Source organism: Crossiella cryophila, assembly GCF_014204915.1.
Taxonomy (GTDB): Bacteria; Actinomycetota; Actinomycetes; order Mycobacteriales; family Pseudonocardiaceae; genus Crossiella; species Crossiella cryophila.
On record NZ_JACHMH010000001.1, the window covers coordinates 4155383 to 4180981 of the forward strand.

The 25599-nt window shown below is 71.2% G+C and carries 20 protein-coding genes; 8 read left to right on the top strand and 12 right to left on the bottom strand.

Translation table 11 applies throughout. The features are described from left to right. Window positions 1-51: 51 nt before the first annotated feature. Complete coding sequence (gcvP, locus tag HNR67_RS18585; RefSeq protein WP_185003515.1) at window positions 52-2934, top strand: aminomethyl-transferring glycine dehydrogenase; 2883 nt, start codon at window positions 52-54, stop codon at window positions 2932-2934. A gap of 745 nt (window positions 2935-3679) precedes the next feature. Here gcvP and HNR67_RS18590 read toward each other — a convergent pair. The 8 genes from HNR67_RS18590 to HNR67_RS18625 form a co-directional block, all read right to left on the bottom strand. Then, the gene (locus HNR67_RS18590) at window positions 3680-3910 is read right to left on the bottom strand and encodes a DUF397 domain-containing protein (protein ID WP_185003516.1); all 231 of its coding nucleotides are present in this window, start codon (window positions 3908-3910) and stop codon (window positions 3680-3682) included. A gap of 81 nt (window positions 3911-3991) precedes the next feature. Next, window positions 3992-5779: a substrate-binding domain-containing protein gene (locus tag HNR67_RS18595; protein WP_185003517.1), complete on the bottom strand. Its 1788-nt coding sequence runs from the start codon at window positions 5777-5779 to the stop codon at window positions 3992-3994. A 131-nt stretch (window positions 5780-5910) separates the two neighbouring features. Next, window positions 5911-6867, bottom strand: coding sequence for a 3-methyladenine DNA glycosylase (locus HNR67_RS18600; RefSeq protein WP_246493310.1), 957 nt, complete (start codon window positions 6865-6867; stop codon window positions 5911-5913). 23 nt (window positions 6868-6890) lie between these two features. Further along, window positions 6891-7592, bottom strand: coding sequence for an STAS domain-containing protein (locus HNR67_RS18605; protein WP_185003518.1), 702 nt, complete (start codon window positions 7590-7592; stop codon window positions 6891-6893). Continuing rightward, complete coding sequence (locus HNR67_RS18610; RefSeq protein WP_185003519.1) at window positions 7589-8113, bottom strand: RNA polymerase sigma factor; 525 nt, start codon at window positions 8111-8113, stop codon at window positions 7589-7591. Before HNR67_RS18610 ends, HNR67_RS18605 begins: the two co-directional genes overlap by 4 nt. 519 nt (window positions 8114-8632) lie before the next feature. Beyond that, window positions 8633-9676 (bottom strand): hemolysin family protein, encoded by a 1044-nt coding sequence (locus tag HNR67_RS18615; protein WP_185003520.1) that lies wholly within the window; start codon window positions 9674-9676, stop codon window positions 8633-8635. Continuing rightward, window positions 9673-11031, bottom strand: a complete 1359-nt coding sequence (locus HNR67_RS18620) for a hemolysin family protein (protein WP_185003521.1) — start codon at window positions 11029-11031, stop codon at window positions 9673-9675. The genes HNR67_RS18615 and HNR67_RS18620 overlap by 4 nt, the downstream gene beginning before the upstream one ends. Window positions 11032-11280: 249 nt before the next feature. After that, window positions 11281-12309, bottom strand: a complete 1029-nt coding sequence (locus HNR67_RS18625; protein ID WP_246492546.1) for a LacI family DNA-binding transcriptional regulator — start codon at window positions 12307-12309, stop codon at window positions 11281-11283. 124 nt (window positions 12310-12433) lie between these two features. Here HNR67_RS18625 and HNR67_RS18630 point away from each other — a divergent pair, with 124 nt between their 5' ends. The 5 genes from HNR67_RS18630 to HNR67_RS18650 all read left to right on the top strand — a co-directional run bounded on the left by HNR67_RS18630 (window position 12434) and on the right by HNR67_RS18650 (window position 19880). After that, entirely contained in the window at window positions 12434-13591 is a 1158-nt protein-coding gene (locus tag HNR67_RS18630; RefSeq protein WP_185003522.1) for a Gfo/Idh/MocA family protein, read from the top strand. Further along, window positions 13588-14748 (top strand): dihydrodipicolinate synthase family protein, encoded by a 1161-nt coding sequence (locus HNR67_RS18635; protein WP_185003523.1) that lies wholly within the window; start codon window positions 13588-13590, stop codon window positions 14746-14748. The genes HNR67_RS18630 and HNR67_RS18635 overlap by 4 nt, the downstream gene beginning before the upstream one ends. Then, window positions 14745-15575 carry a sugar phosphate isomerase/epimerase family protein gene (locus HNR67_RS18640; RefSeq protein ID WP_312987559.1) on the top strand — a complete coding sequence of 277 codons (831 nt, stop codon included), beginning with the start codon at window positions 14745-14747 and terminating at the stop codon, window positions 15573-15575. Before HNR67_RS18635 ends, HNR67_RS18640 begins: the two co-directional genes overlap by 4 nt. 34 nt (window positions 15576-15609) lie before the next feature. Further along, on the top strand, window positions 15610-18270 hold the full coding sequence (locus HNR67_RS18645; protein WP_185003524.1) for a hypothetical protein: 2661 nt from the start codon (window positions 15610-15612) through the stop codon (window positions 18268-18270). 140 nt (window positions 18271-18410) lie between these two features. Further along, window positions 18411-19880 carry a peptide MFS transporter gene (locus HNR67_RS18650; protein ID WP_185003525.1) on the top strand — a complete coding sequence of 490 codons (1470 nt, stop codon included), beginning with the start codon at window positions 18411-18413 and terminating at the stop codon, window positions 19878-19880. 29 nt (window positions 19881-19909) lie between these two features. Here the strand turns inward: HNR67_RS18650 and HNR67_RS18655 are convergent, their stop codons facing one another. Continuing rightward, entirely contained in the window at window positions 19910-21193 is a 1284-nt protein-coding gene (locus HNR67_RS18655; RefSeq protein WP_185003526.1) for a cytochrome P450, read from the bottom strand. After that, window positions 21190-21756: a TetR/AcrR family transcriptional regulator gene (locus tag HNR67_RS18660; RefSeq protein ID WP_185003527.1), complete on the bottom strand. Its 567-nt coding sequence runs from the start codon at window positions 21754-21756 to the stop codon at window positions 21190-21192. The genes HNR67_RS18655 and HNR67_RS18660 overlap by 4 nt, the downstream gene beginning before the upstream one ends. Before the next feature lie 171 nt (window positions 21757-21927). Here HNR67_RS18660 and HNR67_RS18665 point away from each other — a divergent pair, with 171 nt between their 5' ends. Then, window positions 21928-22440 carry a DUF1707 SHOCT-like domain-containing protein gene (locus tag HNR67_RS18665; RefSeq protein WP_185003528.1) on the top strand — a complete coding sequence of 171 codons (513 nt, stop codon included), beginning with the start codon at window positions 21928-21930 and terminating at the stop codon, window positions 22438-22440. On the opposite strand, the gene HNR67_RS18670 is transcribed toward HNR67_RS18665, so the two are convergent. After that, entirely contained in the window at window positions 22437-24398 is a 1962-nt protein-coding gene (locus HNR67_RS18670; RefSeq protein ID WP_221489958.1) for a heavy metal translocating P-type ATPase, read from the bottom strand. The two genes, HNR67_RS18665 and HNR67_RS18670, sit on opposite strands and share 4 nt — an antisense overlap. Before the next feature lie 96 nt (window positions 24399-24494). On the opposite strand from HNR67_RS18670, the gene HNR67_RS18675 reads away from it, so the two are divergent. Then, on the top strand, window positions 24495-24746 hold the full coding sequence (locus HNR67_RS18675; RefSeq protein ID WP_185003530.1) for a hypothetical protein: 252 nt from the start codon (window positions 24495-24497) through the stop codon (window positions 24744-24746). Between the two features lies 1 nt (window position 24747). On the opposite strand, the gene HNR67_RS18680 is transcribed toward HNR67_RS18675, so the two are convergent. Further along, on the bottom strand, window positions 24748-25539 hold the full coding sequence (locus HNR67_RS18680) for a sulfite exporter TauE/SafE family protein (protein WP_185003531.1): 792 nt from the start codon (window positions 25537-25539) through the stop codon (window positions 24748-24750). Window positions 25540-25599 lie beyond the last annotated feature (60 nt).

The following is a 25599-nucleotide window of genomic DNA, read 5'->3' on the forward strand; positions in this document are numbered from 1 at the left end:
GAGGGGGAGGGCAGTTCCGCATGCCCACCCCTAGGCGCCGGAGGCGAGAGCATGACCCAGCCGAACCCCGATCGCATCCCGTTGGCCGCGCTTGAGCACGGCACGCCCTTCGCCGACCGGCACGTCGGTCCGCGGCCCGCCGAACTGGCCCGGATGCTCGACGTCATCGGGGTCGGCTCGCTGGAGGAACTCGCCCAGCGGGCGGTGCCCCAGGTGATCCGCGAGGGTGAGCTGACCCTGGCCCTGCCCGCCCCGGCCACCGAGGCCGAGGCACTGGCCGAACTGCGCGCGCTGGCCGCCCGCAACACGCTCAAGGCCCCCATGATCGGGCTCGGCTACTACGGCACCGTGACCCCGCCGGTGATCAAGCGGAACATCCTGGAAAGCCCCGCCTGGTACACCGCGTACACCCCGTACCAGCCGGAGATCTCCCAGGGCCGGCTCGAAGCCCTGCTCAACTTCCAGACCATGGTCTCCGACCTGACCGGCCTGGACACCGCCAACGCCTCCATGCTCGACGAGGGCACCGCCGCCGCCGAGGCCATGACGCTGGTGCGCCGGGCAGGCAAGTCCAAGTCGCCGCGCTTCGTCGTCGACGCCGACTCGCTGCCGCAGACCATCGCCGTCATCGAGACCCGCGCCGAACCGCTCGGCATCGAGATCGTGCTCGCCGACCTCACCCAGGGCCTGCCCGAAGGCGAGTTCTTCGGCGTGCTGCTGTCCTACCCGGGCGCCGGCGGCGCGGTCCGCGACTACCGCGCGCTGGTCGAGCAGGCACACGAACGCGGTGCCCAGGTCGCCGTCGCCGCCGACCTGCTCGCGCTGACCCTGCTGGTCCCGCCCGGCGAGTTCGGCGCCGACGTCGTGGTCGGCACCACCCAGCGCTTCGGCGTGCCGATGGGCTTCGGCGGCCCGCACGCCGGCTACATGGCGGTGCGCGCCGGACTCGAGCGCCAGCTGCCCGGCCGCCTGGTCGGGGTCAGCGTGGACGCCGACGGCAACCCCGCCTACCGGCTCGCGCTGCAGACCCGCGAGCAGCACATCCGCCGGGAGAAGGCCACCAGCAACATCTGCACCGCCCAGGTGCTCCTGGCCGTGATCGCCGCGATGTACGCGGTCTACCACGGCCCCGAGGGCCTGCGCGGCATCGCCACCCGGGTGCACCGCCTGGCCACCGTGCTCGGCGCCGGCCTGCGGGCAGGCGGCATCGACCTGAAGCACGAGCGCTACTTCGACACCGTGCTCGCGCACGTGCCCGGCAGGGCAGCCGAGATCGTCGCCAACGCCCGCGCCCTGGGCGTCAACCTGCGCCTGGCCGACAACGACCACGTCGGCATCGCCTGCGACGAGACCACCACCCGCGAGCACCTCGCGCTGGTGTGGCAGGCATTCGGCGTCACCGGCGACGTGGACGCGCTGGACGCGGCCACCCCCGACGCCCTCGGCACCGAACTGAACCGCGAGTCGGAGTACCTGACCCACCCGGTCTTCCACGCCCACCGCTCGGAGACCGCGCTGCTGCGTTACCTGCGCGGCCTCTCCGACAAGGACGTCGCGCTGGACCGCAGCATGATCCCGCTCGGCTCCTGCACCATGAAGCTGAACGCCACCGCGGAGATGGAATCCATCACCTGGCCGGAGTTCGCCGGCCTGCACCCCTTCGCCCCCGCCGCCGACGCCGCCGGCCTGCTCTCCCTGGTGCACGACGTGGAGGCCTGGCTGGCCGAGGTCACCGGCTACGACGCGGTCAGCGTGCAGCCCAACGCGGGCAGCCAGGGCGAGTTCGCCGGCCTGCTCGCCATCCGCGCCTACCACCGCAGCCGTGGCCAGGAAGCCCGCGACGTCTGCCTGATCCCGTCCTCCGCGCACGGCACCAACGCCGCCAGCGCGGTCATGGCCGGCATGCGGGTGATCGTGGTCCGCTGCGACGACAAGGGCAACATCGACCTCGGCCACCTGCGCGAGACCGTCGAGGCCCACCGCGACGACCTGTCCGCCATCATGATCACCTACCCGTCCACGCACGGCGTGTACGAGGAAACCGTCACCGAGGTCTGCGCCCTGGTGCACGAGGCGGGCGGCCAGGTCTACGTCGACGGCGCCAACCTCAACGCCCTGGTCGGCCTGGCCCGCCCCGGCAAGTTCGGCAGCGACGTCAGCCACCTGAACCTGCACAAGACCTTCTGCATCCCGCACGGCGGCGGCGGCCCCGGCGTCGGCCCCATCGGCGTCCGCGAACACCTCGCCCCGTTCCTGCCCAACCACCCCCTGCAGCCCACCGCCGGCCCCGCCACCGGCGTCGGCCCGATCAGCGCCGCACCGTGGGGCAGCGCCTCCATCCTGCCCATCTCCTGGGCCTACGTCCGGATGATGGGCCCCGACGGCCTGCGCCGCGCCACCCTGACCGCGGTCGCCGCCGCCAACTACGTGGCCCGCAAACTCGACGAACACTTCCCGGTCCTCTACACCGGCGAGGGCGGCTTCGTCGCCCACGAGTGCATCCTCGACCTGCGCCCCATCACCAAGGCCACCGGCGTCACCGTCGACGACGTGGCCAAGCGCCTGGCCGACTACGGCCTGCACGCCCCCACCATGTCCTTCCCCGTGGCAGGCACCCTCATGGTCGAACCCACGGAAAGCGAGGACCTGGCCGAGCTGGACCGCTTCTGCGAGGCCATGATCGCCATCCGCAAGGAGATCGACAAGGTCGGCGCGGGCGAGTGGCCGGTGGAGAACAACCCCCTCCGCAACGCCCCGCACACCGCGGAATCCCTGACCGGGGAATGGGATCACCCCTACACCCGGGCCGAGGCGGCCTTCCCGGTGAAGTCCGACCGGCCGAAGATCTGGCCGCCCGTGCGCCGGATCGACGGTGCGAAGGGGGACCGGAACCTGGTTTGTTCCTGCCCGCCGATCAGCGCTTTCGAGAGCTGACAAGGGACTGAGCAAAGCGAAGCGCCCCGGGCCGACAGGCCCGGGGCGCTTCGCTTTGAGACTGGGGAGAGGCGGGCGAAGCCCGAACAGGCGGCCGGGGTGGCTTTTCAACACTCTCCGAGCGGTTCCCCCATCCCCGTCAGCCTGGAGAGGACACACCGCATCCCGGGCAAGCGGCCTGCAACCTGCCGCCGCCCTAGCCTCTCAACCGCAACGGGCCGCTTGCCCGGGATGTGGTTTGGTATCGGAGGGCTGACGGGGATGGGGGAACCGTACGAGCACTGCTCTTTGCCCTTGTTCTTGTCTTTGACTTTCCCCCCCATCCTTTGATTTCTGCCCGTCCGGCGAGGACGCTCTTGATCTTGACTGTCGCTCGGGTACCTCAGCAACAGAGGCCAACAACGCAAAGATCAAGAGCGGAAAAGATGGCCTCGCCGGCCGGGCAGACCACCGGAGGGGGGAGGGCAGATCAAGAGCCGGGTAAGCAGGTTGCGGGGCGGGGTTTGTGCTGCCGACTCGAGAACCAGCGTGGCTCCGAGGGCTCGCGTGTTCTCCGTACGGCCTTCCGCAAGCCAACCACACCTCCCCGAGCGGCCCCCGTCACGTTTGTGAGGCTAGGGCGGCGGCAGGTTGCAGGGGCCACTCGGCGAGGCGCGGTCAGCAAGCTCCAGGCCGTACGGAGAACACGCGAGAACCCTCGTCGTGGGTTTTCACCCCCAACCGTCCACAAAGGACCCCCGCCACCTCAGTCCTCCCCGCCGCCAAGCCCTTCCCGCCCACGAGCATCCAACTCATCCACCACACCCAGAAACCCCGCGAACGCCCCCCGGGAGAACAAAAGCCCAGCCCCCTCCGGATTCTTCGAGTCCCGCACCGCCACCCCGTCCGGGAACCCGGCCACCTCCACGCAGTTCTCCCCGTTGCCGCTGCTGTAGCTGCTCTTGCGCCATCGCGGCGCGGGGCGGTCTGCTGCCATTACCCACTCCATTCGTGCCCGGGTGCGGCATGTGCGTCCCGGCCACCGTCACGTCGACAGGTCCTCGGCGGAGGAACGAGGTCAGCCGGCGGAGAGCAACTGCGCCAGCGCGGGGTCGATCGCCGCGCCGTCCGCGGCGACGGACACCGAGCCGCCCGTGGACTGGGCGATCTTGGTGAGCGGGGCGCGTTCCGGGTCGGGGCCGATCGTGATGAAGCTGATCGAGATCTTCTTGTTCGGGTTACGCACCTTGTCCAGCTCGGCCTGCAACTGCTGCAGGTTCAGACCGCCGTCGTTGGGGCCGTCGGTGAGCACCACGATCCGGTTCGTCCGCCCTTGCTCGTAATTCTCCACCGCCGAGCGGTACACCACAGCCAGGCTTGAGTACAGCTGCGTCGCGCTCACCGGCTTGAGGCCCTCGATCGCACCGCGCAGGGCGTTGCGCTGCTGCTCAATCCCCTTGGTCGGCACCAGCTGGCGGTACGGCTTCTTGCCATCCAGGGACCGGGAGAACTCCCACATACCCATAGAACCCGACACCGACCGGTCCACCTGACCGCGCAACGCGGCCTTGAGCCAGTCCATCCGGGATTTGTCCTGGCCGCCGTCGGCGTGCATCGACCCGGACACGTCCACCAGCATGGTCACCGTCTGGCCGTTGTCGGCCGAACTCGCCCAGGACGCGGCCAGCTGCTGCGAGGTGTTCTCATCCGCTGGCGCCAGCAGGTCGTCGTTGGCGATCCAGGTGATCCCCGGCGAGGTCAGCGGGCGTTCGTTGGTGCTGCGCACGCGCACCCCGGCCTGCTGGGCCAGGACCTTCTCCTGCGCGGGCTCGCGCAGGAAGTCGCCGAACTTCTGCGCCGCGCGCACCTGGGCGTCCTTGATCCAGTCGCCGGACAGGGGCAGCAGTGGGAAGTCCGCCGCCGGGGCCGGGCCGGCCGCGGGGATGCCGTAGAGCGGCTTGTCCGGTTTCGGTTTGCCGTCCACGCCCAGGTTCCGGCGGAACAAATCGATCTCCAGCACCGGCACGCCGTCGTAGGGCGAGGTGGCCAGGTCGGGGTTCTTGCTCAGCTCCACCAGGGCGTCCTGGGTGGTCGGCGGCACGCCCGCGACCTTGGCCTTGGCCACCTGGTTCAGCGCGGTGCGCACCGCGGGCAGGGTCAGCATGTCCATGGTCACCGGGCCGCGTTCCTTCTTCCCGGCCCAGGCCAGCGCGCACTGCACGGCCAGCGCGCTGGCCGGGTTGCGCACCAGGTCCGGCACACCCATGGTGAACCGGCCCCAGTCGTCCATGCCGAAGCGCTTCCAGCCATCCGGCGCGGCCAGCAGACCGGGGATCTCACTCCACCGGAACCCCTGCCCGGACCGCAGTGGCTGCGCGGCGGGCTCGGGCACCGCGAGCACCACCGGCGAGTTGCCGATGGACTCCGCGGGCGCGCCCAGCAGCGACTTGTTCTGCGCGCGCAACTGGTTGACCCACAGGGACGACTCCGGCAGCCAGGCCGAGGGCGGCTGGCCGAGTTTGCCGGTGTCCCAGCCCTGGGTGAGCGCGGTGAGCACGGTGGGGGAGTCCAGCGCCTGGATCTCCACCCGCAGGCAGTAGTCGTCGATCACCGGGCGCTGGCCGTTCCAGGCGATCGCGGCGCTCTGCAGTGGATCGGCCACGCTCGGCGTGACCGCCATCCGCAGCACCAGTTCGCCCTGCCTGCACTCCGCGGCCTGCGCGGCGGCCCTGCGGTCCAGGATGCCGCCCAGCCAGGTCCAGCTCAGGTAGCCGAGCACGAACAGCGCGACGACGCCGACGATGACAAAGGGCCATCGAGCCATCCCGCGCCGGGTGCCCTCCCCAGCCGCGCGGTGTCGAGCCATCCGACATCCCCTTCAGCCCCGCGTGACCATCCGGCATTTCCCACCGGGATCACCATCAAACCGTTGGTAATCAACAGCCATCAGCCGTTGACGTGTCACGCTAACAGGTGACACAAGAGCGTCAAGATATGTCACGGAGAGTGGATGGAAGCCGAGGTTTGCGGAAACGTCTCGTGATCGTCACGATCCGCCTCCGCGATGCCCGGCCCGGACCATCGGAGCAGCGTGCGGCACAGGTCGACCAGTGCGGCACGCAGCGGCTCGGCCCGCCGGGAAAATGCACTTTGCATTTTGACGTACTCGGCGCGGCCTTCCACTGTTTCGATCCGGACCGGTGGATAACCCAGTGCGGCGAGATCATACGGGCTGGCCCGCATGTCCAGTTCGCGCACATCCAGGGCCAACTCGAAACAGTCCGCGATCAGTGTGGAAGGCGGGTACGGGGCGAGTTTGTAGGCCCACCGGAACAGGTCCATGGTCGCGTGCAGGCAGCCCGGCTGCTCCATCGCGACCTGGCTCTCCCTGGTCGGCTGCAACGTGTTGCGCGGCCGGGCGGGCTCGGTGAAGAACCGGAAGGCGTCAAAGTGCGAACAGCGGATCTGACTGTTCTCGACCAGTGCGTCGGTGCCGGCGTGCCCGAGCCGCAGCGGCCAGCCGACGTGCCGGACCTGCTCCGGATCGGTCCGGTAGACCATCGCCCACTCATGCAGGCCGAAGCAGCCCAGCCGGGGCGGCCTGCTCGCGGTCGCGCTCAGCAGCGCCGCGACGAACTCGGCGGTGCGCCGCCGGGCGGGCGGGAACGCGGCCGGGTCCAGGGTGACGCCGTCGGGCGTGCGGGCGTAGGCGGGCTTGTTCAGGTACTCCGTCGCCGAGTCCCCGGCCAGGGTCACGCCGGGTCCCGGATGCCACCGTTCCAGCTGCGCGGGCTTGAAGCTGTAGTAGGTGAACATGAAGTCGAGCACCGGGTGCTTCTCGCCGGCCGCCTTGCGCGCGCGATGCCCGTCGGTCCACGGCCGGATGCGCTCCAGGTAGGTCGCGCGCTGTGCATGCCAGGCCGCCTCGCCCAGGACGAGGTGCTCTGCTGACAGCGCGGCCACCAGCCGATTCTAGGTCACCGCAGGTGCAGCACGGCCCAGGCGACCTTGCCGCCCGCGGTCGGCGCCTGCCCGTGCGCGAGCGCGAGCTGGGCGACCGCGGGCAGGACCTGGGCCACCGCCACCGGGGTCCGGTCCCGCACCGACACGGTCAGCCGGGGCCCGCGCGAGTGCACCCGCACCCACAGCTCGGCCCCGCCCGCGGCGACCGCGGCGGCCACCAGTTCGGCCACCACCAGCAGCGCGTCACCGAGGGCCGCCTGCACACCCCAGTCCAGGCAGACCTCGGTGACGAACAGCCGGGCGCGCAGCTCGCTGATGTCCCGGCACGGCAGGTGCAGCTGGCGCTGCCGGATCGGCGGCGAGCGGCAGACCCGCACCGCCTCGCTCAGTGACGGGCACACCGGCAGCAGCCGGTCCCTCGGACTCCGGATGAGCGCGGCCAGCAGGCCCGGTTCCTCGGCGACCAGGGCCATCGGGATGCCGGGCCACTCGTGCACCTGCCGCCGCACCCGGTGGAAGACGCCGAGTGCGGGCGGCGTGCCCAGCTCCAGCTTGCCCAGGTGCACCACCAGCGCGGCGGGTTCGGCCGCGGCGATCTTGAGCAGGCCGTCCAGCAACCGTTGCCGGGTGGACAGGTCCAGCCTGCCCACCGGCTGGACCACCGCGAGCTGGTTCCGGTGCCAGGCGATCAGCCGGAGCGGACTGGGTTGGGTCACCGTTCGGCCGGTTCCACCTGCCCGATCTTGCGGCGTATCCGGCGGCGTCCGGCGCGGGCGGCCTGCTCGACCGCCAGTTCGCTGATCCGCAGCCGTTCGCCGACCTCCCGGTAGGAGCGGCCGTCGGCGAGCAGCATCAGCACCTTCCGGTCGGCCTCGGCCAGCAGGTCGGGCTGATCGAGCATCCAGTGCGCGTGCATCCGGTCGGTGACCGCCTCGGCCACACCCGCGCCGGTCACCGGGGCCAGCATCGGGTGGTCGAAGATCCGGTTGGCCACCGACTGGCGGCGCAGGTGGTCCACGCACAGCCGTTTGACCACGGTCATCAGGAAGGGGCGCAACCGGCTGCGATCCAGGTCCGGGTGCGCGGCGGTGCGGATGAAGGCCTCGTGCACGAGGTCCTCGGCATCGTCCCCCGCGCCACGGCGGGTGGCGAGGCGGACGAGTTCGGGGCGCAGTCTGACGCACTGGCCCCAGTCGGCGGCGGAGAAGGACATGGCGGGCGGCGACGCGTTCCGCATGGGGTGTCCCCACTGGCGAGGAGGATTACAGTCCGTGATTGTCTCGCCATTCTGTGTACAGGCGCGTCGTCCACGGGCGTGTGAGTCAGCTCACAGTTCAGGACTGTGACTCCCGTTCGTACCCATACGGGGGCAACGCCAAGGGTCGTCAGCGGGACGGTGCGGTCGGAGCAGGGCCGACCGCGTCGCCTCCGTCGCTGGCAACCACCAGGGCGGGAGAACGCGACTCGAGCGGGCGGATGTCACGATTTGCCCCGAGCGCGGAGCATCCCGCGCAACGGGGCCGGCACCTGGCATGTGGGTGCTGGCCCCGTTGTCTTTGGCGCGCTCCGCGCCGCTGGATTTTTCGCCTCTAAGTCGCCTCGCCGTGCCCTCGCCGCACGCGAAGCAAGCTTCGGATGCGTCGAGGACACGGCAAGGCAACGCGAAAAATCGGTACCGCGCTGCTGGTCAAGAGCCCGCCGTGTCGCTGCGCGCCACGCCTCTTTCGCAACAAGTGGGCTCCTGGCTCCGCCCTGGCTAGCTGGGCACGTGCGTGGCGTCCCGCACCGTGCCTACGTATTCCTCTACCAGGTCCTCTAGTGCGACCACGCCCAGCACCGCGCCGTCTGGGGCTACTGCGCCGGCCAGGTGGCTTTGGGCTCTTCTTAGTGCCGCGACCGCCTCGTCCAGGCGGGCGTCCGCCGGGAGTTCGGGCAGGCCGCGGATCCGGTTCAGCGGGACCGGGGTGGCCGGGTCGGCGCTTGCCAGGTCGAGGACGTCCTTGACGTGCAGGTAGCCGCGGACCGAGCCGGTGGCGGTGCGCACCGGGAACCGGGAGTAGCCGGTGCTGACCACCGCCTGCTGCACGTCGCCGACCGTGGGGCGTTCCGGCACCGTGGTCAGCTTGTCCAGTGGCACCAGCACATCGGCCACGGTGCGCTGGGCCGAGGACAGGGTCTGGGTCAGGCGGCGGTGCTCGGAGTCGTCCAGCAGGCCCTCGCGCCGGGATTCGGCGATCAGCTCGGACAGCTCGGTGGGGGTGTAGGCGGTGTCGATCTCGTCCTTCGGCTCCACCTTGAGCAGCCGCAGCACGCCGTTGGCCAGCCAGTTCAGCACCGTGATCACCGGGCGGACCAGGCGAACGAAGAACACCAGCGCGGGCACCATGCGCAGCGAGGTGCGCTCGGGGCCGGCGATGGCGATGTTCTTGGGCACCATCTCGCCGAGCACGATGTGCAGCATCACCACGATGAGCACCGCGGCGATGAAGGCCAGCACGTCGGCCACCGCCTCGGGCACGCCCAGCGGCAGCAGCAGCGGACTCAGGTGCGCGGCCACCGCCGGTTTGGCGATGGCGCCCAGCGCGATCGAGCACAGCGTGATGCCCAGCTGCGCGCCCGCCAGCATCAGCGAGATCTGCTCGCTGGCCCTGATCACCGTCCGCGCCCCGGTCGAACCGGCGTCGGCGAGCGCCTCCAGGCGGTCCCGGCGGGCGCTGATCAGGGCGAACTCGGCGCCGACGAAGAAGGCGTTGAGGCCGAGCAACACCAGCGAGACGATCAGTGCGATTCCGCCGCTCATGCCGGCACCTCCTCGGGGACGACCGCGGACCCGGCCGGCACTGCCTCGGGCACGCGGGTGACGCGCAGGTCGGCGATCCGGTTGCGGTCCATCCGCATCACGGTGAGCCGCCAGCCGTCGTGCCGGACCTCGTCGCCGACCTGGGGGATCCGGCCGAGCCGGTAGAGCACGTAGCCGGCGATGGTCTCGTAGTCGCCCTCCGGCAGGTCGAAGCCGGTGGCCTCGGCCACCTCGTCGCCGCGCAGCAGCCCGGAGACCATCCAGCTCTGCTTGCCCAGCGGGCGGACCGGGTTGACCTCGCCGCGGTCGTGCTCATCGCGCACGTCGCCGACGATCTCCTCGACCAGGTCCTCCAGGGTGACCAGCCCGGCGGTGCCGCCGTACTCGTCGACCACCAGGGCGACCTGGAGCCCGGAGGCGCGCAGCCGGTCCAGCAGCGCGTCGCCCTCCAGGGTGTCCGGCACCGTCGGCACCGGCCTGGCCAGCGAGGCGACCCTGGTGCTGTCGCGCTGGTCCACCGGCACGCCGAAGGCCTGCTTGACGTGCACCACGCCGATCACGTCGTCCAGATCGCCGCCGTGCACCGGGAACCGGGAGAACCCGGTGCGCAGGCTCAGCTCGATCAGGTCGGGCACGGTGGCCTCCGAGCGCAACGCCTGCACGTGCACCCTCGGCGTCATCAGCTCGTCGGCGAGCCGGTCGCCGAAACGCAGTGACCGGTCCAGCAGGGTCGCGGTGCCCTTGTCCAGGGAGCCGCGGGCCGCGCTGGTGCGCACCAGGGAGCCGAGTTCGTGCGGGGACCGCGCCGAGCGCAGCTCCTCCACCGGCTCGACGCCGAAACCGCGCACGATCCAGTTGGCCGCGCCGTTGAGCCCGGTGATCACCCACCGGAACACGCCGGAGAACCCGGCCTGCAGACCCGCGGTGGCGCGGGCGGTGGGCAGCGGCCGGGCGATGGCCAGGTTCTTGGGCACGAGTTCGCCGAAGACCATGGAGAGCACGTTGGCCAGCAGCACCGCCAAGGCCACCGCCAGCACCAGTGCCACCGACTGGGGCAGGCCCAGCCAGGTCAGCAGTGGTCCGGTGAGCCGGGCCAGGGCCGGTTCGGCCAGGTAGCCGGTGACCAGGGTGGTGATGCTGATGCCGAGCTGGGCGCCGGAGAGCTGGAAGGACAGGGTCCGGTGCGCGTGCTGGACCTGCTTGGCCCTGCGGTCGCCGACGGCACGGGCGTGCGCGTCCACGGTGCTGCGCTCCAGCGCGGACAGGGAGAACTCGGCGGCCACGAAAAGGCCGGTACCCAGGGTCAGTACCAACAGGCCGACCAGGCTGAGCACGATGGATAGCGTTCCGGTCACCGCTGGCCTCCGGGGAGGCTGGTGTCCGGGCCGCTATGACAGCCGGGGCTTTCCCCCGGCTCGCTACTGTTTCCGGGGGACCGCGCGTCTGGCACGGGGTGCTTCACTCCTCAAACAGGATGGATCACAGAATCGGACCCGCGTGCGCGGATCCTACCCAGTGTAAGCGCTGGACAAACGCGGTCCGGCCGCGATTCTGTGACCCATGTCCCCTCTAAGTGGGAATGTCGCGCGTGTCTGACAGTGCTCTCAGCGCGGCGGCGCCGTCGAATCGCGCAGCACGACCTCGCCGTTGATCCGGATCGAGCGGGTCTGCGGTGGCGGCTGCTCGTCCAGCGCGAGCCGGGCCGCGCGCTCACCCATCTCCTCCAGCGGCAGCCGGACCGTGGTCAGCGAGGGCACCAGGTCGGACAGGGTGGGGATGTCGTCGAACCCGGCCACCGAGATGTCCTTGGGCACGGTCAGCCCGGCCTGCCGGAAGGCGGCCATCGCGCCCAGCGCCATCACGTCGTTGACGGCGAACACGCAGGTGGCGCCGTCGCGGCTGGTCAGCAGCTGCTGGGCGGCCTGGTAGCCGCCGTCCCTGGTGAAGCCGCCGTGCAGCACCGCCTCGGCGGAGAGTTCGATGCCGGATTCGGCCAGTCCGGCGCGGAACCCGGCCAGCCGGTCCCTGGCACTGACCAGCTCGGCCGGTCCGGCCAGCACGGCGAAGCGCCGGTGACCCTGCTCGACCAGGGCGCGGGCCAGCTTGGTGGCGCCCAGCTTGTTGGCCGGGATCACCGTGTCCGCGGGCAGCCTGGCCTGGGACACACAGGCCAGCCTGCCGCCCTGGGCGGTGAACGCCTGCACCTCGGCGGCCAGTTGCGCGGTGGTGTTGCGGTCGGTGGTGCGGGTACCGGCCAGCACGATCGCCCTGGCCCGGTGCGCGCGCAGGGTGGACAGCAGCGCCAGTTCCCGCCCTGGATCCCGGTTGGTGGTGCCGAGCACCACGATCAGCCCGTTCTCCTCGGCCACCCTGGTCACCCCGGCGGCGATGGAGGAGAAGTACGGGTCGGCGATGTCATGCACCACCAGGCCGACCAGCACGCTGGAGTTGCGCGCCAGGGCCTGCGCCGAAGCGTTCGGGAGATAGCCGAGGGAACGCGCCGTGGAGAGCACCCGGTCCCGCAGTTCGGTGCTCACCTGCCGCGTGCTGCCGTTCAGCACGCGGGACGCGGTCGCCAAGGACACGCTCGCCTGTCTGGCCACCTCGGCCAGCGTGACCTGCCGTTGCGTCAACGGTCCACCTCCATACTCGCGGTACGCAGAGTAGCTGGCCCGCGCCTTGACGGTGGTGAGCCCGTGACCGTAGCGTGTTGGAAAGCGCTTTCCAGACTGCCGCCGGAGTTCACGGGAGGTCGACATGTCGGTGCGCCCCATCGGGATCGCACTCAACGGAGTCACCGGACGCATGGGCTACCGGCAACATCTGGTGCGCTCGCTGCTGGCGATCCGGGACGAGGGCGGCGTCCGACTGCCGAATGGGGACACCTTGTTACCGGAACTGGTCCTGGTGGGCCGGGATCCGGCCAAGCTCAAGGACATCGCCGACCGGCACGACCTGCCGCGCTGGAGCACCGATGTGGACGGTGTGCTGGCCGACCCAGGGGTGCAGGTCTACTTCGACGCCCAGGTGACCAGCGCCAGGGTCGCCTCGGTGCACCGGGCCATCGCCGCGGGCAAGCACGTCTACGCGGAGAAACCCATCGCCCCGGACGTGGCCGCCGCCCTCGAACTGGCCGGGGCGGCCGAGGCCGCCGGGATCCGGCACGGCGTGGTCGCGGACAAGCTCTACCTGCCCGGCATCAAGAAGCTGCGGCGACTCCTGGACGGCGGGTTCTTCGGCCGGGTGCTCAGCGTGCGCGGCGAGTTCGGCTACTGGGTGTTCGAGGGCGACTGGCAACCGGCGCAACGACCCAGTTGGAACTATCGCGCGCAGGACGGTGGCGGCATCGTGCTGGACATGTTCTGCCACTGGAGCTACCTCCTGGAGGGCCTGTTCGGCCCGATCACCGCGGTCACCGCGCGCGCGGTCACCCATGTCCCGCAACGGTGGGACGAACAGGGCCAGGCATACGAGGCCACCGCGGACGACGCCGCCTACGCCATCTTCGAGCTGGGCGAGGGCGTGATCGCGCAGGTCAACTCCTCCTGGTGCACCCGGGTCCGCCGGGACGAGCTGGTCGAGTTCCAGGTGGACGGTGTGCAGGGCAGCGCGGTGGCCGGACTGCGCGAGTGCGTGGCCCAGCACCGCGCGCACACGCCGAAACCGGTGTGGAACCCGGACCTGCCGGTGGAGGTGGACTTCCGCTCGCAGTGGCATCCGGTGCCGGACAACGCCAGTCACGACAACGGCTTCAAGGAGCAGTGGACCGAGTTCCTCCGGCACCTGGCCGACCCGGAACCCGCGCAGGCCTACCCGCACAACTTCCACACCGCCGCCCGCGGCGTGCAACTCGCCGAGCTGGGCCTGCGCTCCTCGGCGCAGGGCAGGCGGCTGAGCGTGCCGGAGCTGACGTGACCGAGGTCCTGCTGCCCAAGCCCGGCGGCGCCCTGCACCGGCACACCCTGGACACCCGCGGCTGGCGCTGGCCACCACCGGCCAGGCCCGCGACCTCCCGGCAGGTCCTGGCCGCCGCGCACGTGGTCGCCTGCCCCTTCGCCGACAACACCCCCGGTGCCCCGCCCGAACTGGACTGGGACAGCACCCTGGCCTACCGGCACCACCTGTGGCGGCACGGCCTGGGGGTGGCCGAGGCGATGGACACCGCGCAACGCGGCATGGGCCTGGACTGGCCGAGGGCCGCCGAGCTGATCCGGCGCAGCGCCAAGGAGGCCCGCGCCTGCGGCGGCCGGATCGCCGCCGGCATCGGCACCGACCACCTGACCGGCCCGGCCACCCTGGACCAGGTCGCGCAGGCATACCTGACACAGCTGGAGGTGGCCGCCGAGGCCGAGGTCCAGCCGATCCTGATGTGCAGCCGCGCCCTGGCCGCCACCGCCCGCGGCCCCGAGGACTACCACCGGGTCTACGACCGGGTGCTCTCCGCCGCCGACCGCCCGGTCATCCTGCACTGGCTCGGCCCGGCCTTCGACCCAGCGCTCACCGGCTACTGGGGCAGCGAGGATGTCGCCGAGGCCACCGGGCACTTCCTGGACCTGATCCACGCGCACGCGTCCACAGTGGACGGAATCAAGGTCTCCCTGCTCGACGCCGGGCATGAGATCGACCTGCGCCGCCGGCTCCCGGACGGCGTGCGCTGCTACACCGGCGACGACTACCACTACCCGGAGCTGATCGCCGGCGACGAACACGGCCACAGCGACGCCCTGCTGGGCATCCTGGACGGCATCGCCCCGATCGCCGCCGCGGCACTGTCCCAGTTGGACACCGGGGACACCGCGGGCTTCCGCGCCCAGCTGGCCACCACGGTCCCGCTGTCCAGTCACCTCTTCGCCACCCCGACCTACCACTACAAGACCGGCCTGACCTTCCTCGCCTGGCTGACCGGCCACCAGTCCGCCTTCGCCATGGTCAACGGCGCCCAGTCGGCCCGCTCCCTGGCCCACCTGGCCGAGGTCCTGCGCCTGGCCGACCAGACCGGGTTGCTACCCGACCCGGACCTGGCCGCCCACCGCTGGCGCCTGCTCCTCGCCACCGCGGGAGTCGAGTCGTGAACCGCCTGTCCATGAACCAGATGACCGTCCGCAGCCTCACCGTCCCCCAACTCCTGGACGCCTGCCAGCGCCACGGAGTCCCCGCCGTGGGCCTGTGGCGCGACCCGGTCCAGACCAACGGCGTCACCAAAACCGCCCACCAGGTAAGGGAATCCGGCCTCCAGGTCACCTCCCTCTGCCGGGGCGGTTTCCTCACCAACCCCGCCAACCAGCCCGAAGCCCTCGCCGACAACCGCCGCGCCATCGACGAGGCCGCCGAACTAGGCGCCCAGTCCCTGGTCCTGGTCGTCGGCGGCCTGTTCGACCGCGACCTGCCAGCCGCTCGAACCCGGGTAGCCGACGCCGTCGCCCAACTCGCCCCCTACGCCGCCGAACGCGACGTCATCCTGGCCCTGGAACCGATGCACCCGGTCTTCTGCGCCGACCGCGGTGTGCTGTCCACGCTGAAACAGGCCCTGGACATGGTCGAGGCGATCGGCAGCCCGGCGGTGCGGGTGGTGGTGGACACCGTGCACGTGTGGTGGGACCCGGAGGTGGAGGTCCAGATCGCGCGGGCGGGGGAGCGGATCGCGCTGTACCAGGTGTGCGACTGGATCACCCCGTTGCCGGCGGATGTGCTTGCGGGGCGGGGGATTCCGGGGCAGGGGCACATCGACTTCGGGGTGCTGGGGGAGTGTGTGGCGGCTGCGGGGTACTCGGGGTTCGCCGAGGTGGAGGTTTTCCACGAGGAGGTGTGGGCGGCTGATCCGGAGGAGGTGTTCGCGCGGGTGATCCGGGCGCATCGGGAACTGGTGCTGCCGGGGTTGGAGCGTCACCTCTCCGGGTGATGGCGTTCGACGGATGATCCGCTTGCCTGGAGGCATGCGGATCTGGATCGCGATCGGCTCGGCGATGGGGCGGACAGCGCTGGCCGCCGCACTGGCCTGGCTGGGTTCGTCCCTGGCCGGTGTCCAAGCGCCCTGGTTGTCCCTGCCCGGCCTGCTGCTGGCCACCGGTCTCGCGGGCGTGCTGGCCATCCTGGCCCGGCCCTGGACTCCCGCGGAAGTGGTCGTGTTCGGCGAGGCCCAGGACGGCAAGCTGGCGGCCCAGGTCGAGATCGTGATCAGTGCGCTGATCCAGGCCGTGCTGGTGTACCTGCTGCTGATCCCGGTCGGCGCCGGGCTGGCGGTGCCCGTTCCGGGCGTGGGTGTGCTCGTGGTGCTGGCCTGCCTGACCGGGCTGCTCGCGCCGTGGCTGCTGCCCCGCCGCGTCATCGAGGGGTCCGCCGGGAGCGAAGTGGACCACCACACCAGGCAGGCCATCGTCGACCGCACCGAACTGGTCATCGCCCGGCTGCTCGACCGGCCCGAAGTGCTGGCGCACACCGGCGGTGTCACCGAGCTGCGCCGCGAGTTCGAGGCCGACGCCCGGCATGACCTCGCCGCCTCCGACCTGAGCTGGGCCGTTCACGGACTGCGAGTGCAGGCTGAGCTGACCCGCCAGGCCGTGCTGCGCGCGGTTCCGGCGAGTCGGCCGGTGCGCCTGGCCCGCGACCCGCTGTTCCCACCGCTGTGCTGGGTGGTGCTCGGATCAGCCGTCGCCTCCGCGGGCCTGCTGGTCCTGTCCTCCCTCTCCGCACTGGTGCTCGCGGTCGCGGTCCTGCTGGCACTCACCGCGGCCTTCGCGGGCGCCCGGGTGATCCGGCGGATGCGATGGGCAGCGGGGTTCCCCGGTTACCTGCTCGGACTGATGACCGCGGCGCTGATCATGGTGGCCGGGCCCGGCCAGCCAGCCACGCTGGCCACCGTGCTCTTCCCAGTCGCCGCGGTGCTGGGGCTGCTCATGCTGCTGCAACGGCTGCGCAGCCTGCCCTACGGCGAACTGCTGAGCGCCCTCACCAAGACCCCCACCCTCGATTGGGACCGCGTCCCCGGGGCGCCGTTGACCCTGGTCCACCAGGCCAGGACGGCCGAACTGGAGTTCCTCGACCACCTGGTCAACCGGCTGCTGCCCGCGCCGGAGACCGCCCCGCCCCGCCGGTACGGCCTGCTGCTGCCCGACCTCAACCTCCGCTCCCTCGGCGAACTCTCCCGCCCCGAAGGCTTCGTCCGCAGCGACACCAGCGACCGCATCGAATGGCTGGTCGACACCCTCGCCCAGAGCAGCATCGGCGTCAGCGGCCCCCGCGGCGTCGGCAAGAGCACCCTCCTACGCCGCCTCTGCGGCCGCGACCTCGCCGACCACCTCACCGTCTTCGTCCCCGCCCCCACCAGCTACGACCGCCGCGAGTTCCTGGTCCACCTCTTCCAGACCGTCTGCGAGCAGGTCGTGCGCGCCTCACCCGGCGGGCTGGCCGAACCCGGTGCGACACCCTCCGGCCGCCGGTTGCTGGGCACCGGGCTGGTCGCGCTCGGTGCCCTCATCGCGGTGCTGGGCTTTGGCTGGGAACTGGTCAGCGCCGGACGCGGGTGGGTGACCGGTAATCCCGAAGTCGCCATTGGCATCGGCGGACTCGTGCTGGCACTGGCCGGGGTGTTCGTCGCCGAGGCGGACGCGCGGGCGGAACGGCGGCGCGGGCGGGAAGCCAGTTCGGTGGTGACCCTGGCCAGGCAGAACCTGCGGGCACTGCGATTCCAGCGCAAGGACACCGCGAATCGGACCGGCGGGATGAAACTCGCCGCCGGGCTGGAATTCAGTGCCGGACGTGGCCGGGAACACACCGAACTCGTCCGCGGCTATCCGGAGCTTGTCGGTGACCTGCGGGAATTCCTCGAGTTACTCGGCCAGGACGGAAAGGTCGTCATCGGGATCGACGAGCTGGACAAGATCGACACCGCCGAGGACGCGGAACGATTCCTCAACGACCTCAAGTCGCTGTTCGGGGTCCGCGGCTGCCACTTCCTGGTCTCGGTCTCCGAGGACGCCCTGGCCGCCTTCGACCTGCGGGCGCTGACCGTGCGCAGCACCTTCGACAGCGCCTTCGACGAGGTGGTCGCGGTGTCCCGGCTCGACCTCGCCCGCGCCCGCCAACTGCTCGCCGGACGAGCCCTCGTGCTGCCCGAACCCTTCCTCTGGCTCTGCCACAGCCTGGCCGGCGGACTGCCCCGCGACCTGCTGCGCGCCGTGCTGAACCTGGTGCACGCCAAGGAGAAAACCGGCTCCGCCGAGTTCACCGTCCTTTCCGGACACCTCATCGCCGCCGACCTGCGCTCCGTTGTGGACGGACAGCTCCGCCGTGCCGCCGCCCTGACCGACCCCACCGCCGCCAACCTGACCGGCTGGCTGGCCAGGGCCACCGACCCCGCGCGACTCGGTCAGCTGCTGGCCGATCCGCCCACGCTGACCGGCGACGCGGTCGTGCTGGGCAGGCAGTCCGCGGCCTATGCCGGCTATGTCGCGATCATGGCCGGGCACGCCGCCGAACCGGGGGAGTGGCGCGAACTCGGTGATGAAAAGCTGGACCTGCTGGCCCGCGCCAGGGCCGCGCTGGCGGTCGATCCGGATCTGGCAGTTGTGCTGACCAAGCGTTTTAGCAGTGAATGAGACCTGGGTCACCAGGTCCTTTCGTAGCACTTAATTCGGTGAAAGACGGGCCGTTGTCGAGCCAAATCGGACGCGCGTACTCTTCCGCCCTTGACAGGTCCGGTTAACCCGGGCGGTGTGACATCAGGAGGGACCTCACCGTGAGCGCGACCGTCAACGAAGCGGCGCCGCAACGCGGCTTCTTCGGCCAGCCAAAAGGGCTGTCCAGCCTCTTCTTCACCGAGATGTGGGAGCGGTTCTCCTATTACGGGATGAAGGCGCTGCTGGTCATCTACCTCTACAAGGCCGTGAGTGAGGGCGGTCTGGGCATCCCCAAGGAGACCGCGATCGCGGTCGGCTCGGTGTACGCCGCCGCGGTGTACATGGGCTCCCTGCCCGGCGGCTGGCTGGCCGACCGCCTGCTCGGCGCGCAGAAGGCGCTGCTCTACGGCGGCATCCTGATCATGTTCGGGCACATCAGCATGGCCATCCCGGCCGGTGCCTCGACCACCTACCTCGGCCTGATCCTGATCGTGCTGGGCACCAGCCTGCTCAAGCCGAACATCTCCAGCATCGTCGGCCGCCTCTACCGCGAGGACGACCCGCGCCGGGACGCCGGTTTCACCATCTTCTACATGTCGATCAACATCGGTGGCGGCGTCGCACCGCTGCTGTGCGGCTTCCTGGCCGCCCAGTGGGGCTACCACGTCGGCTTCGGCGTCGCCGCGATCGGCATGTTCTTCGGCCTGGTCCAGTACGTGCTGACCCGCAAGAACCTCGGCGAGGCCGGGCTGCACCCGACCAACCCGCTGCCGGCGGACCAGCGCGCCAAGATCGTCGGCCGGCTGGTCGGCATCGTGCTCGCCGTGGTCGCCGCGGTGGTGGCCGCGATCATGCTCGGCGTGCTCGAGGTCGGCGGCGTGGTGCTGCTGATCAGCGCCCTGTCCATCCTGCTGCCCGCCGGCTACTTCATGTTCATGCTGCGCAGCGACAAGACCACCCCGGTGGAACGGGACCGGGTCAAGGCCTACATCCCGCTGTTCATCGGCGCCACCCTGTTCTGGATGATCTTCGAGCAGGCCGGCACGGTGCTCAACATCTACGCCGAGGAGCGGGTCGACCGCGACATCTTCGGCTGGGAGTTCCCCGCCCCCTGGTTCCAGTCGGTGAACCCGGCCTTCATCGTGCTGCTGGCCCCGCTGGTCGCCGCGCTCTGGCTGCGCCTTGGCACCCGGCAGCCGTCCACCCCGCGCAAGTTCGCCGTCGCGCTGGTGCTGATCGGCCTGTCCTTCGGCATCCTCGCGGTGGCCGGGCTCAGCGGCGAGAAGGTCGCCGCGCTGTGGCTGCTGCTGGTCTTCGCGGTGCAGACGGTCGGCGAGCTGTGCCTGTCCCCGGTGGGCCTGTCCGCCACCACGAAGCTGGCCCCGGCCGCCTTCTCCTCGCAGATGATGGGCCTGTGGTTCCTGGCCACCGCGGCGGGCAACGGCATCGCCGGGCAGATCGCGCCGCTGTCCACCACCATGTCCGAGCTGGCCTACTTCGGCCTGCTCGGCGGCGCCGCGATCCTGCTGGCGGTGTTCCTGTGGATCGGCGCCAACCGGGTCAAGCGGCTGATGCACGGCGTCAACTGATCAGCTGAGATCCCACTGCCCGCGCCGGGTCAGGCCGCCGAACTGGCCGCCCGGCGCGGGCAGTGCACGGGCAGGCTGGTCAGCATCGGCAGGGTCCGCCCGTCACCGCGTTCGGGCGCCCCGGCCAGTTCCAGCCGGGGGTGCCGCTGGAACAGCGCGCGCAACGCGATCCCGGCCTCCAGCCGGGCCAGCGCCGCGCCGACGCAGAAGTGGATCCCGCCGGAGAAGGCCAGGTGTTCCCTGGCGTTGGGGCGGGTCGGGTCGAACTGGTCCGGGTGGTCGAACACCGCCGGATCCCGGTTGGCCCCGGCGAGGGAGAGCACGATCTGGTCTCCCCGCCGGAACCGGAACCCGGCCACCTCGGCGTCCTCCCTGGCGAAACGCGCGGTCAGGTGCACCGGCGGGTCGTAGCGCAGGGTCTCCTCCACCACCGCCGCGGCCAGCCCGGGGTCGCGGCGCAGGTGGCCAAGCGCGTCCGGGTGGGTGAGCAGGCCCAGCGCGCCCTTGCCGATCAGGTTCACCGTGGTGCCGAAGCCCGCCAGCAGCAGCAACCCGCTGGTCGCGAGAAGGTCCTTGGTGTTCAGCGATTCCCCGTCGACCTTGGCGTGCACCAGGCCGCTGAGGATGTCCTCGGCCGGGTGCCTGCGGCGGAAGGCGATCAGCTCGGTGAAGAACTCCTGCAGCTCGAGCATCACCTGCCGCAGCCGCTCGAACTCCCCGACCGAGTTGACCCCGTCGAAGGCGGGCGCGATCCGGTTCGCCCAGCCCCGGAAACGCTCGTGCTCCGGCGCGGGCACACCCAGCAGATCGCAGATCACCTGCACCGGCACCCGGTTGGCGAACAACGGGACCAGGTCCACCTCGCCCGCGCCCTCGAACTCGTCCAGGCAGTCGGCCACGATCCGCTCGATCTCCTCGGCGCGCCGGGCCACCGTGCGCGAGGTGAACCAGGGCGCGACCAGCCTGCGCAGGCGGGTGTGATCGGGCGGGTCCATCATCAGGAACGAGTCCTCGATCGGGTGCACCGGTTCGGTGGCCGCCCGTAACGGGAACACCCCGTGCGGGCCCGGCATGCCGAAGCGGTCGTCCCGCAGCAGCCGCGCGGACAGCGCGTGCCCGGCGCCGACGTAGAAGCCCAGCCTGCTGCGCACCAGTGGCGCGGTGGCCCGGATCTCGTCGTAGAGCGGGTACGGGTCGGCGGTGCCCCGACGCACCAGCCGCGCGCCGGGATCGCCCAGCGCGGACGCGCCCCACAGCACGCTCCGGTGGGTCAGGAAGGCCAGTTGCGACCTCAGGTGTCCCAGCACGGTCATCGGGCGACCCCTCTCAACACGGTCTCGACCACCAGCTCCGGCGCCGCCTTCGGGGCCAGTTCGCCGTTGTCCACGGCCTCCCAGGCCGCGCACAGCACCGCCACGAACACCTGCACCACCCAGTGCGGCGCCAGGTGCGGGGCGAAGCGGCCCTCGGCCTGTTCCCGTTCCACCAGTTCCCGCAGCGGCCGGGCGACCCGCTCGAAGGCGGCCAGCACCTCGCGGTCGGCGGTCAGCGACCGCTCGTTGGCCAGCCAGGACACCCTGGGCCCCAGCGGCAGCAACGCGGTGGCCAGCGCGAGCAGCGCGGACTCCGGCGGCTCGGTGGCCATCGGGACCTCGCCGACACCCTCCGCGATGGCGGCCAGGGCGTCGAATGCCAAGGCCTGCAACAGGTCGTCCCTGGTCGGGAAGTGCCGGTGCACGGTGGTGCGGCCGATCCCGGCGGCCGCGGCGATCTCACCGAGGCTCGCGCCAGGGTCCTTGGCCAGCAGCCGGGCGGCGGCGTCCAGGACCCGGTGCCGGGTGCGCGCCCCGCGGGGCAGGTGCGGTGTACTGGGCATGTCCTGCTCCAAGTGGAACAACTTTGTTCCACTCTCCCCCTCACCCAGTGCCACGGACAAGGGGCCGGACGGCGCCAGCACCTTGACCCGTTCGGTTGGCCGCCGGTGCGCTTGACGAGAACTCAGCGTCACGAAAGAATCTCACGCACTGAGAGAACCAGGGGGACAGTCATGGCCGTCGAGGACCATCGTCCGGTGCTGCGGATCACCGATCAGGAGCGGGAGGTCGCGGTCGCCCGGCTCAACACCGCGGTCGCCGACGGCAGGCTGACCTGGCCCGAGCACAACGAGCGACTGGCCAGGGCCTACGCCGCGCGCACCTCGGCCGAGCTGCTGCCGGTGCTGGCCGACCTCGGCGCGCCCGAGGTGCCGGCGCAGCGGGTGGTCGCGGTGGGTAGCAAGATCCAGCGCGCGATGGAGCCGGGGCGGGTGGAGGTCAAGGCGGTCTTCGGCGCGGTGATCCTGGACCTGTCCGGGCTCTCCGGGGACACCGAGGTCGAGGTGGTGGCCACCGCCTTCTGCGGCAAGGTGATCATCACGGTGCCGCACAACGCGACCGTGCTGGACGAGGGCAGCGCGGTGCTGGGCAAGCGGGCGCTGCCGGGTGCGATCCAGGCGCCGGGTCCGCGGGTGCGGATCACCGGGCGCAGCACGCTGAGCAAGCTCGCGGTGCTGCGCGGCTAGGTCCTGGCCGAGCGGTCGCGGTAGGCCAGCAGGCGCAGTGCGTTGGCCACCACGATGAGGGTGGAGCCCTCGTGCACGGCCACCGCGACGCCGATGCCCAGACCCAGGACGGTGGCCGGGATCAGCACCGCGACCACGCCGAGGCTGGCGAACAGGTTCTGCCGGATGATCCGGCCCGCCCGGCGGCTCAGGCCGACGGCGAAGGGCAGGGTGTCCAGGTCGTCGGCCATCAGGGCGACGTCGGCGGTTTCCAGTGCCACGTCGGAGCCAGCGGCGCCCATGGCGATGCCGACCGTGGCGGTGGCCATGGCCGGGGCGTCGTTCACCCCGTCGCCGACCATGGCCACCCGGCCCTCACGCCCGCGCAGCCGGGTCACCTGGGCGACCTTGTGCTCGGGCAGCAGATCGCCGTGCGCCTCGGTGACCCCGACCTCGGCGGCGACGGCGGTGGCCACCCGCTGGTTGTCCCCAGAAAGCATGATCGTGCGCCGGATGCCGAGCCGGTGCAGGCGGCTGATCACCGCGGCCGCCCGGGGCCGCGGCAGGTCCATCAGGCCGAGCACACCCAGCCAGCGCCCGCCCGCGCGGAGGAGCATCGTGGTGCGGCCCTCGGCTTCCAGGCGGGTCAGGGCGTCGTCGAGTTCGCGCGGCGGCGTCAGGTCCAGTTCGGTGAACAGCTCGCGCTTGCCGAGCCAGACCTCGGTGCCCGCGACGGTGGCCAGCACACCGCGACCGGTGACCGAGCGGACCCCGGTCGCCGTCGGTGTGGCGAGGTCGCCGAGGCGGGCGCGGCCGTCCCGGACCACGGCCCTGGCCAGGGGGTGCTCGCTCTGGCTCTCCACGGCCACGGCGACGGCGAGCAGCTCCTCCGCGCTGACTCCGGCGGCGGTCACCACGTCGGCCAGGCGCGGGCTGCCCTGGGTCAGGGTGCCGGTCTTGTCGAAGGCGATCGCCCGCAGCCTGCCCAGTTCCTCCAGGGGCGCGCCGCCCTTGACCAGCACGCCGGTCCGCGCCGCGCGGGCCAGGGCGGAGAGCACCGCGCTCGGGGTGGCGATGGCCAGCGCGCACGGGCTGGCGGCGACCAGCACGGCCAGGGCCCGGTAGAGGGTGGCGCCGAAGGGTTCGTCGATGACCAGGCCGGCGAAGAGCAGCAGCACCACCCCGGCGAGCACCACCGGGACGAAGATCCGCTGGAACCGGTCGGTGAACCGCTGGGTCGGCGAGGTCTTGTCCTGGGCCTCGGTGACCAGCCGGACCACCCTGGCCAGGGTGCTGTCCGCCGCGAGCCGGGTGACCCGCACCTCGAGCGCGCCCGCGCCGTTGATCGTGCCCGCGAACACCCGGGACCGCGCCGGGACCAGGTCCGGGTCGGCCGCGGCGGCCTCGGCGTCGGGCACCGGGCTCTTGTCCGCGGGCACGCTCTCCCCGGTCACCGGGGCCTGGTCGACGCTGCTCAGACCGGCGAGCACGAACCCGTCGGCGGGCAGTCGCAGGTTCGGCCGGACCAGGACCACCTCGCCGATCCGCAGCTCGTCGATCGCCACCTCGGTGAGGTCACCCCCGCGCCGGACCAGCGCGGTCTTCGGGGCCAGGTCGGCCAGGGCCTCGATCGAGCGCCGGGCCCTGGTCAGCGCGTAGCCCTCCAGGGCGTGGCCGAGGCCGAACAGGAACAGCAGCAGCGCGCCCTCGGCAACCGAGCCGAGGGCCGCCGCGCCCGCCGCGGCCACCAGCATCAGGAAGTCGATCTCGAACCGCCTGGCCCGGATCTTCTGGTACGCCTCGGGCACGGTGTGGAAGGCGCCGAAGGCGAACGCGAGCACGTTGACGCCCAGGAACACCTCCGGCGCCGCGCCCAGCGCGTCCAGTGCCGCGCCCGCACCCAGCAGGGCACCGGCGAGCAGCGCGAACACCAGCTCGCCGCGTCCGCCGAACAGCCCGCCGTCCTCGGTACTCGCCATCGGGTCCCACCTGCCTCCCGCGAATAACTCATGCATACATTGCAATGTGACTATATGATTAGATGGAAGGAACGGCAACAGCGAAGGAGACGTGAGATGGCTCAGCTGAACAAGTACGTCGAATCCGCCAGGGCGGCGGCGGGCTCCGACACGGCCAGAGGTGTCCGCAGGCTTGTGTTCCGGTTGCTGCTGGTGGCCGCGCTGGTGGCGGTGGTGCTGGTGATCGGGGCCGTCGCGCTCGGGGTGTGGCTGCTCGTCAACGCCGACTCGGCACTGGCCTGGCTCAACGGCATCCTCAACCAGTTCGAGCCGATCGTGACCTTCTTCAGCCGGTTCACCGGCGGCTGAGCTAGTCCGACTTGGCCCGGAGCATGCGATAGGCGGTGAAGGCCAGCAGCGCGGCGAAGAGCACCACCGAGAGCCGCGGCGGCAGCAGCAGCGCGAGCAGCACGCCGCCGTAGGCCGAGACCACCCCGGCCAGGCCGAGGATCGTGGCCGAGCGCAGATCGGTGTTGCCGCGCTTGAGGTTCTGCACGGTGGCGATGATCCCGGTCGGGATCACCACCAGCAGCGAGGTGCCCTTGGCGACCACATCGCTGATGCCGAAGAGCAGGATCATGGCCGGCACCATGATGATCCCGCCGCCCACGCCGAACATCCCGGACAGCGTGCCCACCAGCAGGCCCAGCGCGAGCATCAGCGCCGCCCCGCCCACGCCGAGTTCGACCTCGCCGAGTCGTTGCGGGGTCTCGAAACCGAGCCGGATCGCGGTGAACAGCAGCACCGCGGCGAAGCCGTAACGCAGCCAGCGCACCGGCAGCACGTGCAGCAGCCAGGTGCCCAGCACCGCGCCGGCCATGGAACCGGCCGCCAGCAACGCGGCCACCATCCAGTTCACCGAGCCGTCCACCGCGTAGCCGATGGCGCCGGTGATCGAGATCGGCACCACCGCGGCCAGTGAGGTGCCGTGCGCGAGCTTCTGGCCGAAACCCGCCAACAGCACCAGGGCCGGAACGATCAGGACCCCGCCGCCGACACCGAACAATCCGGAGAGCAGACCGCTGGTCAGCCCGATGGCGAGCAGGGCGGTCGGCGCCTGCCGGACGGGGGAGTGCTGGACCTGGTCGAGCTGGTCGGGCATGCGCATCCTCGGTTTGGCGGCGGACGGAAATGGCTACAGTATTTGCAGCAGATTGTTGAT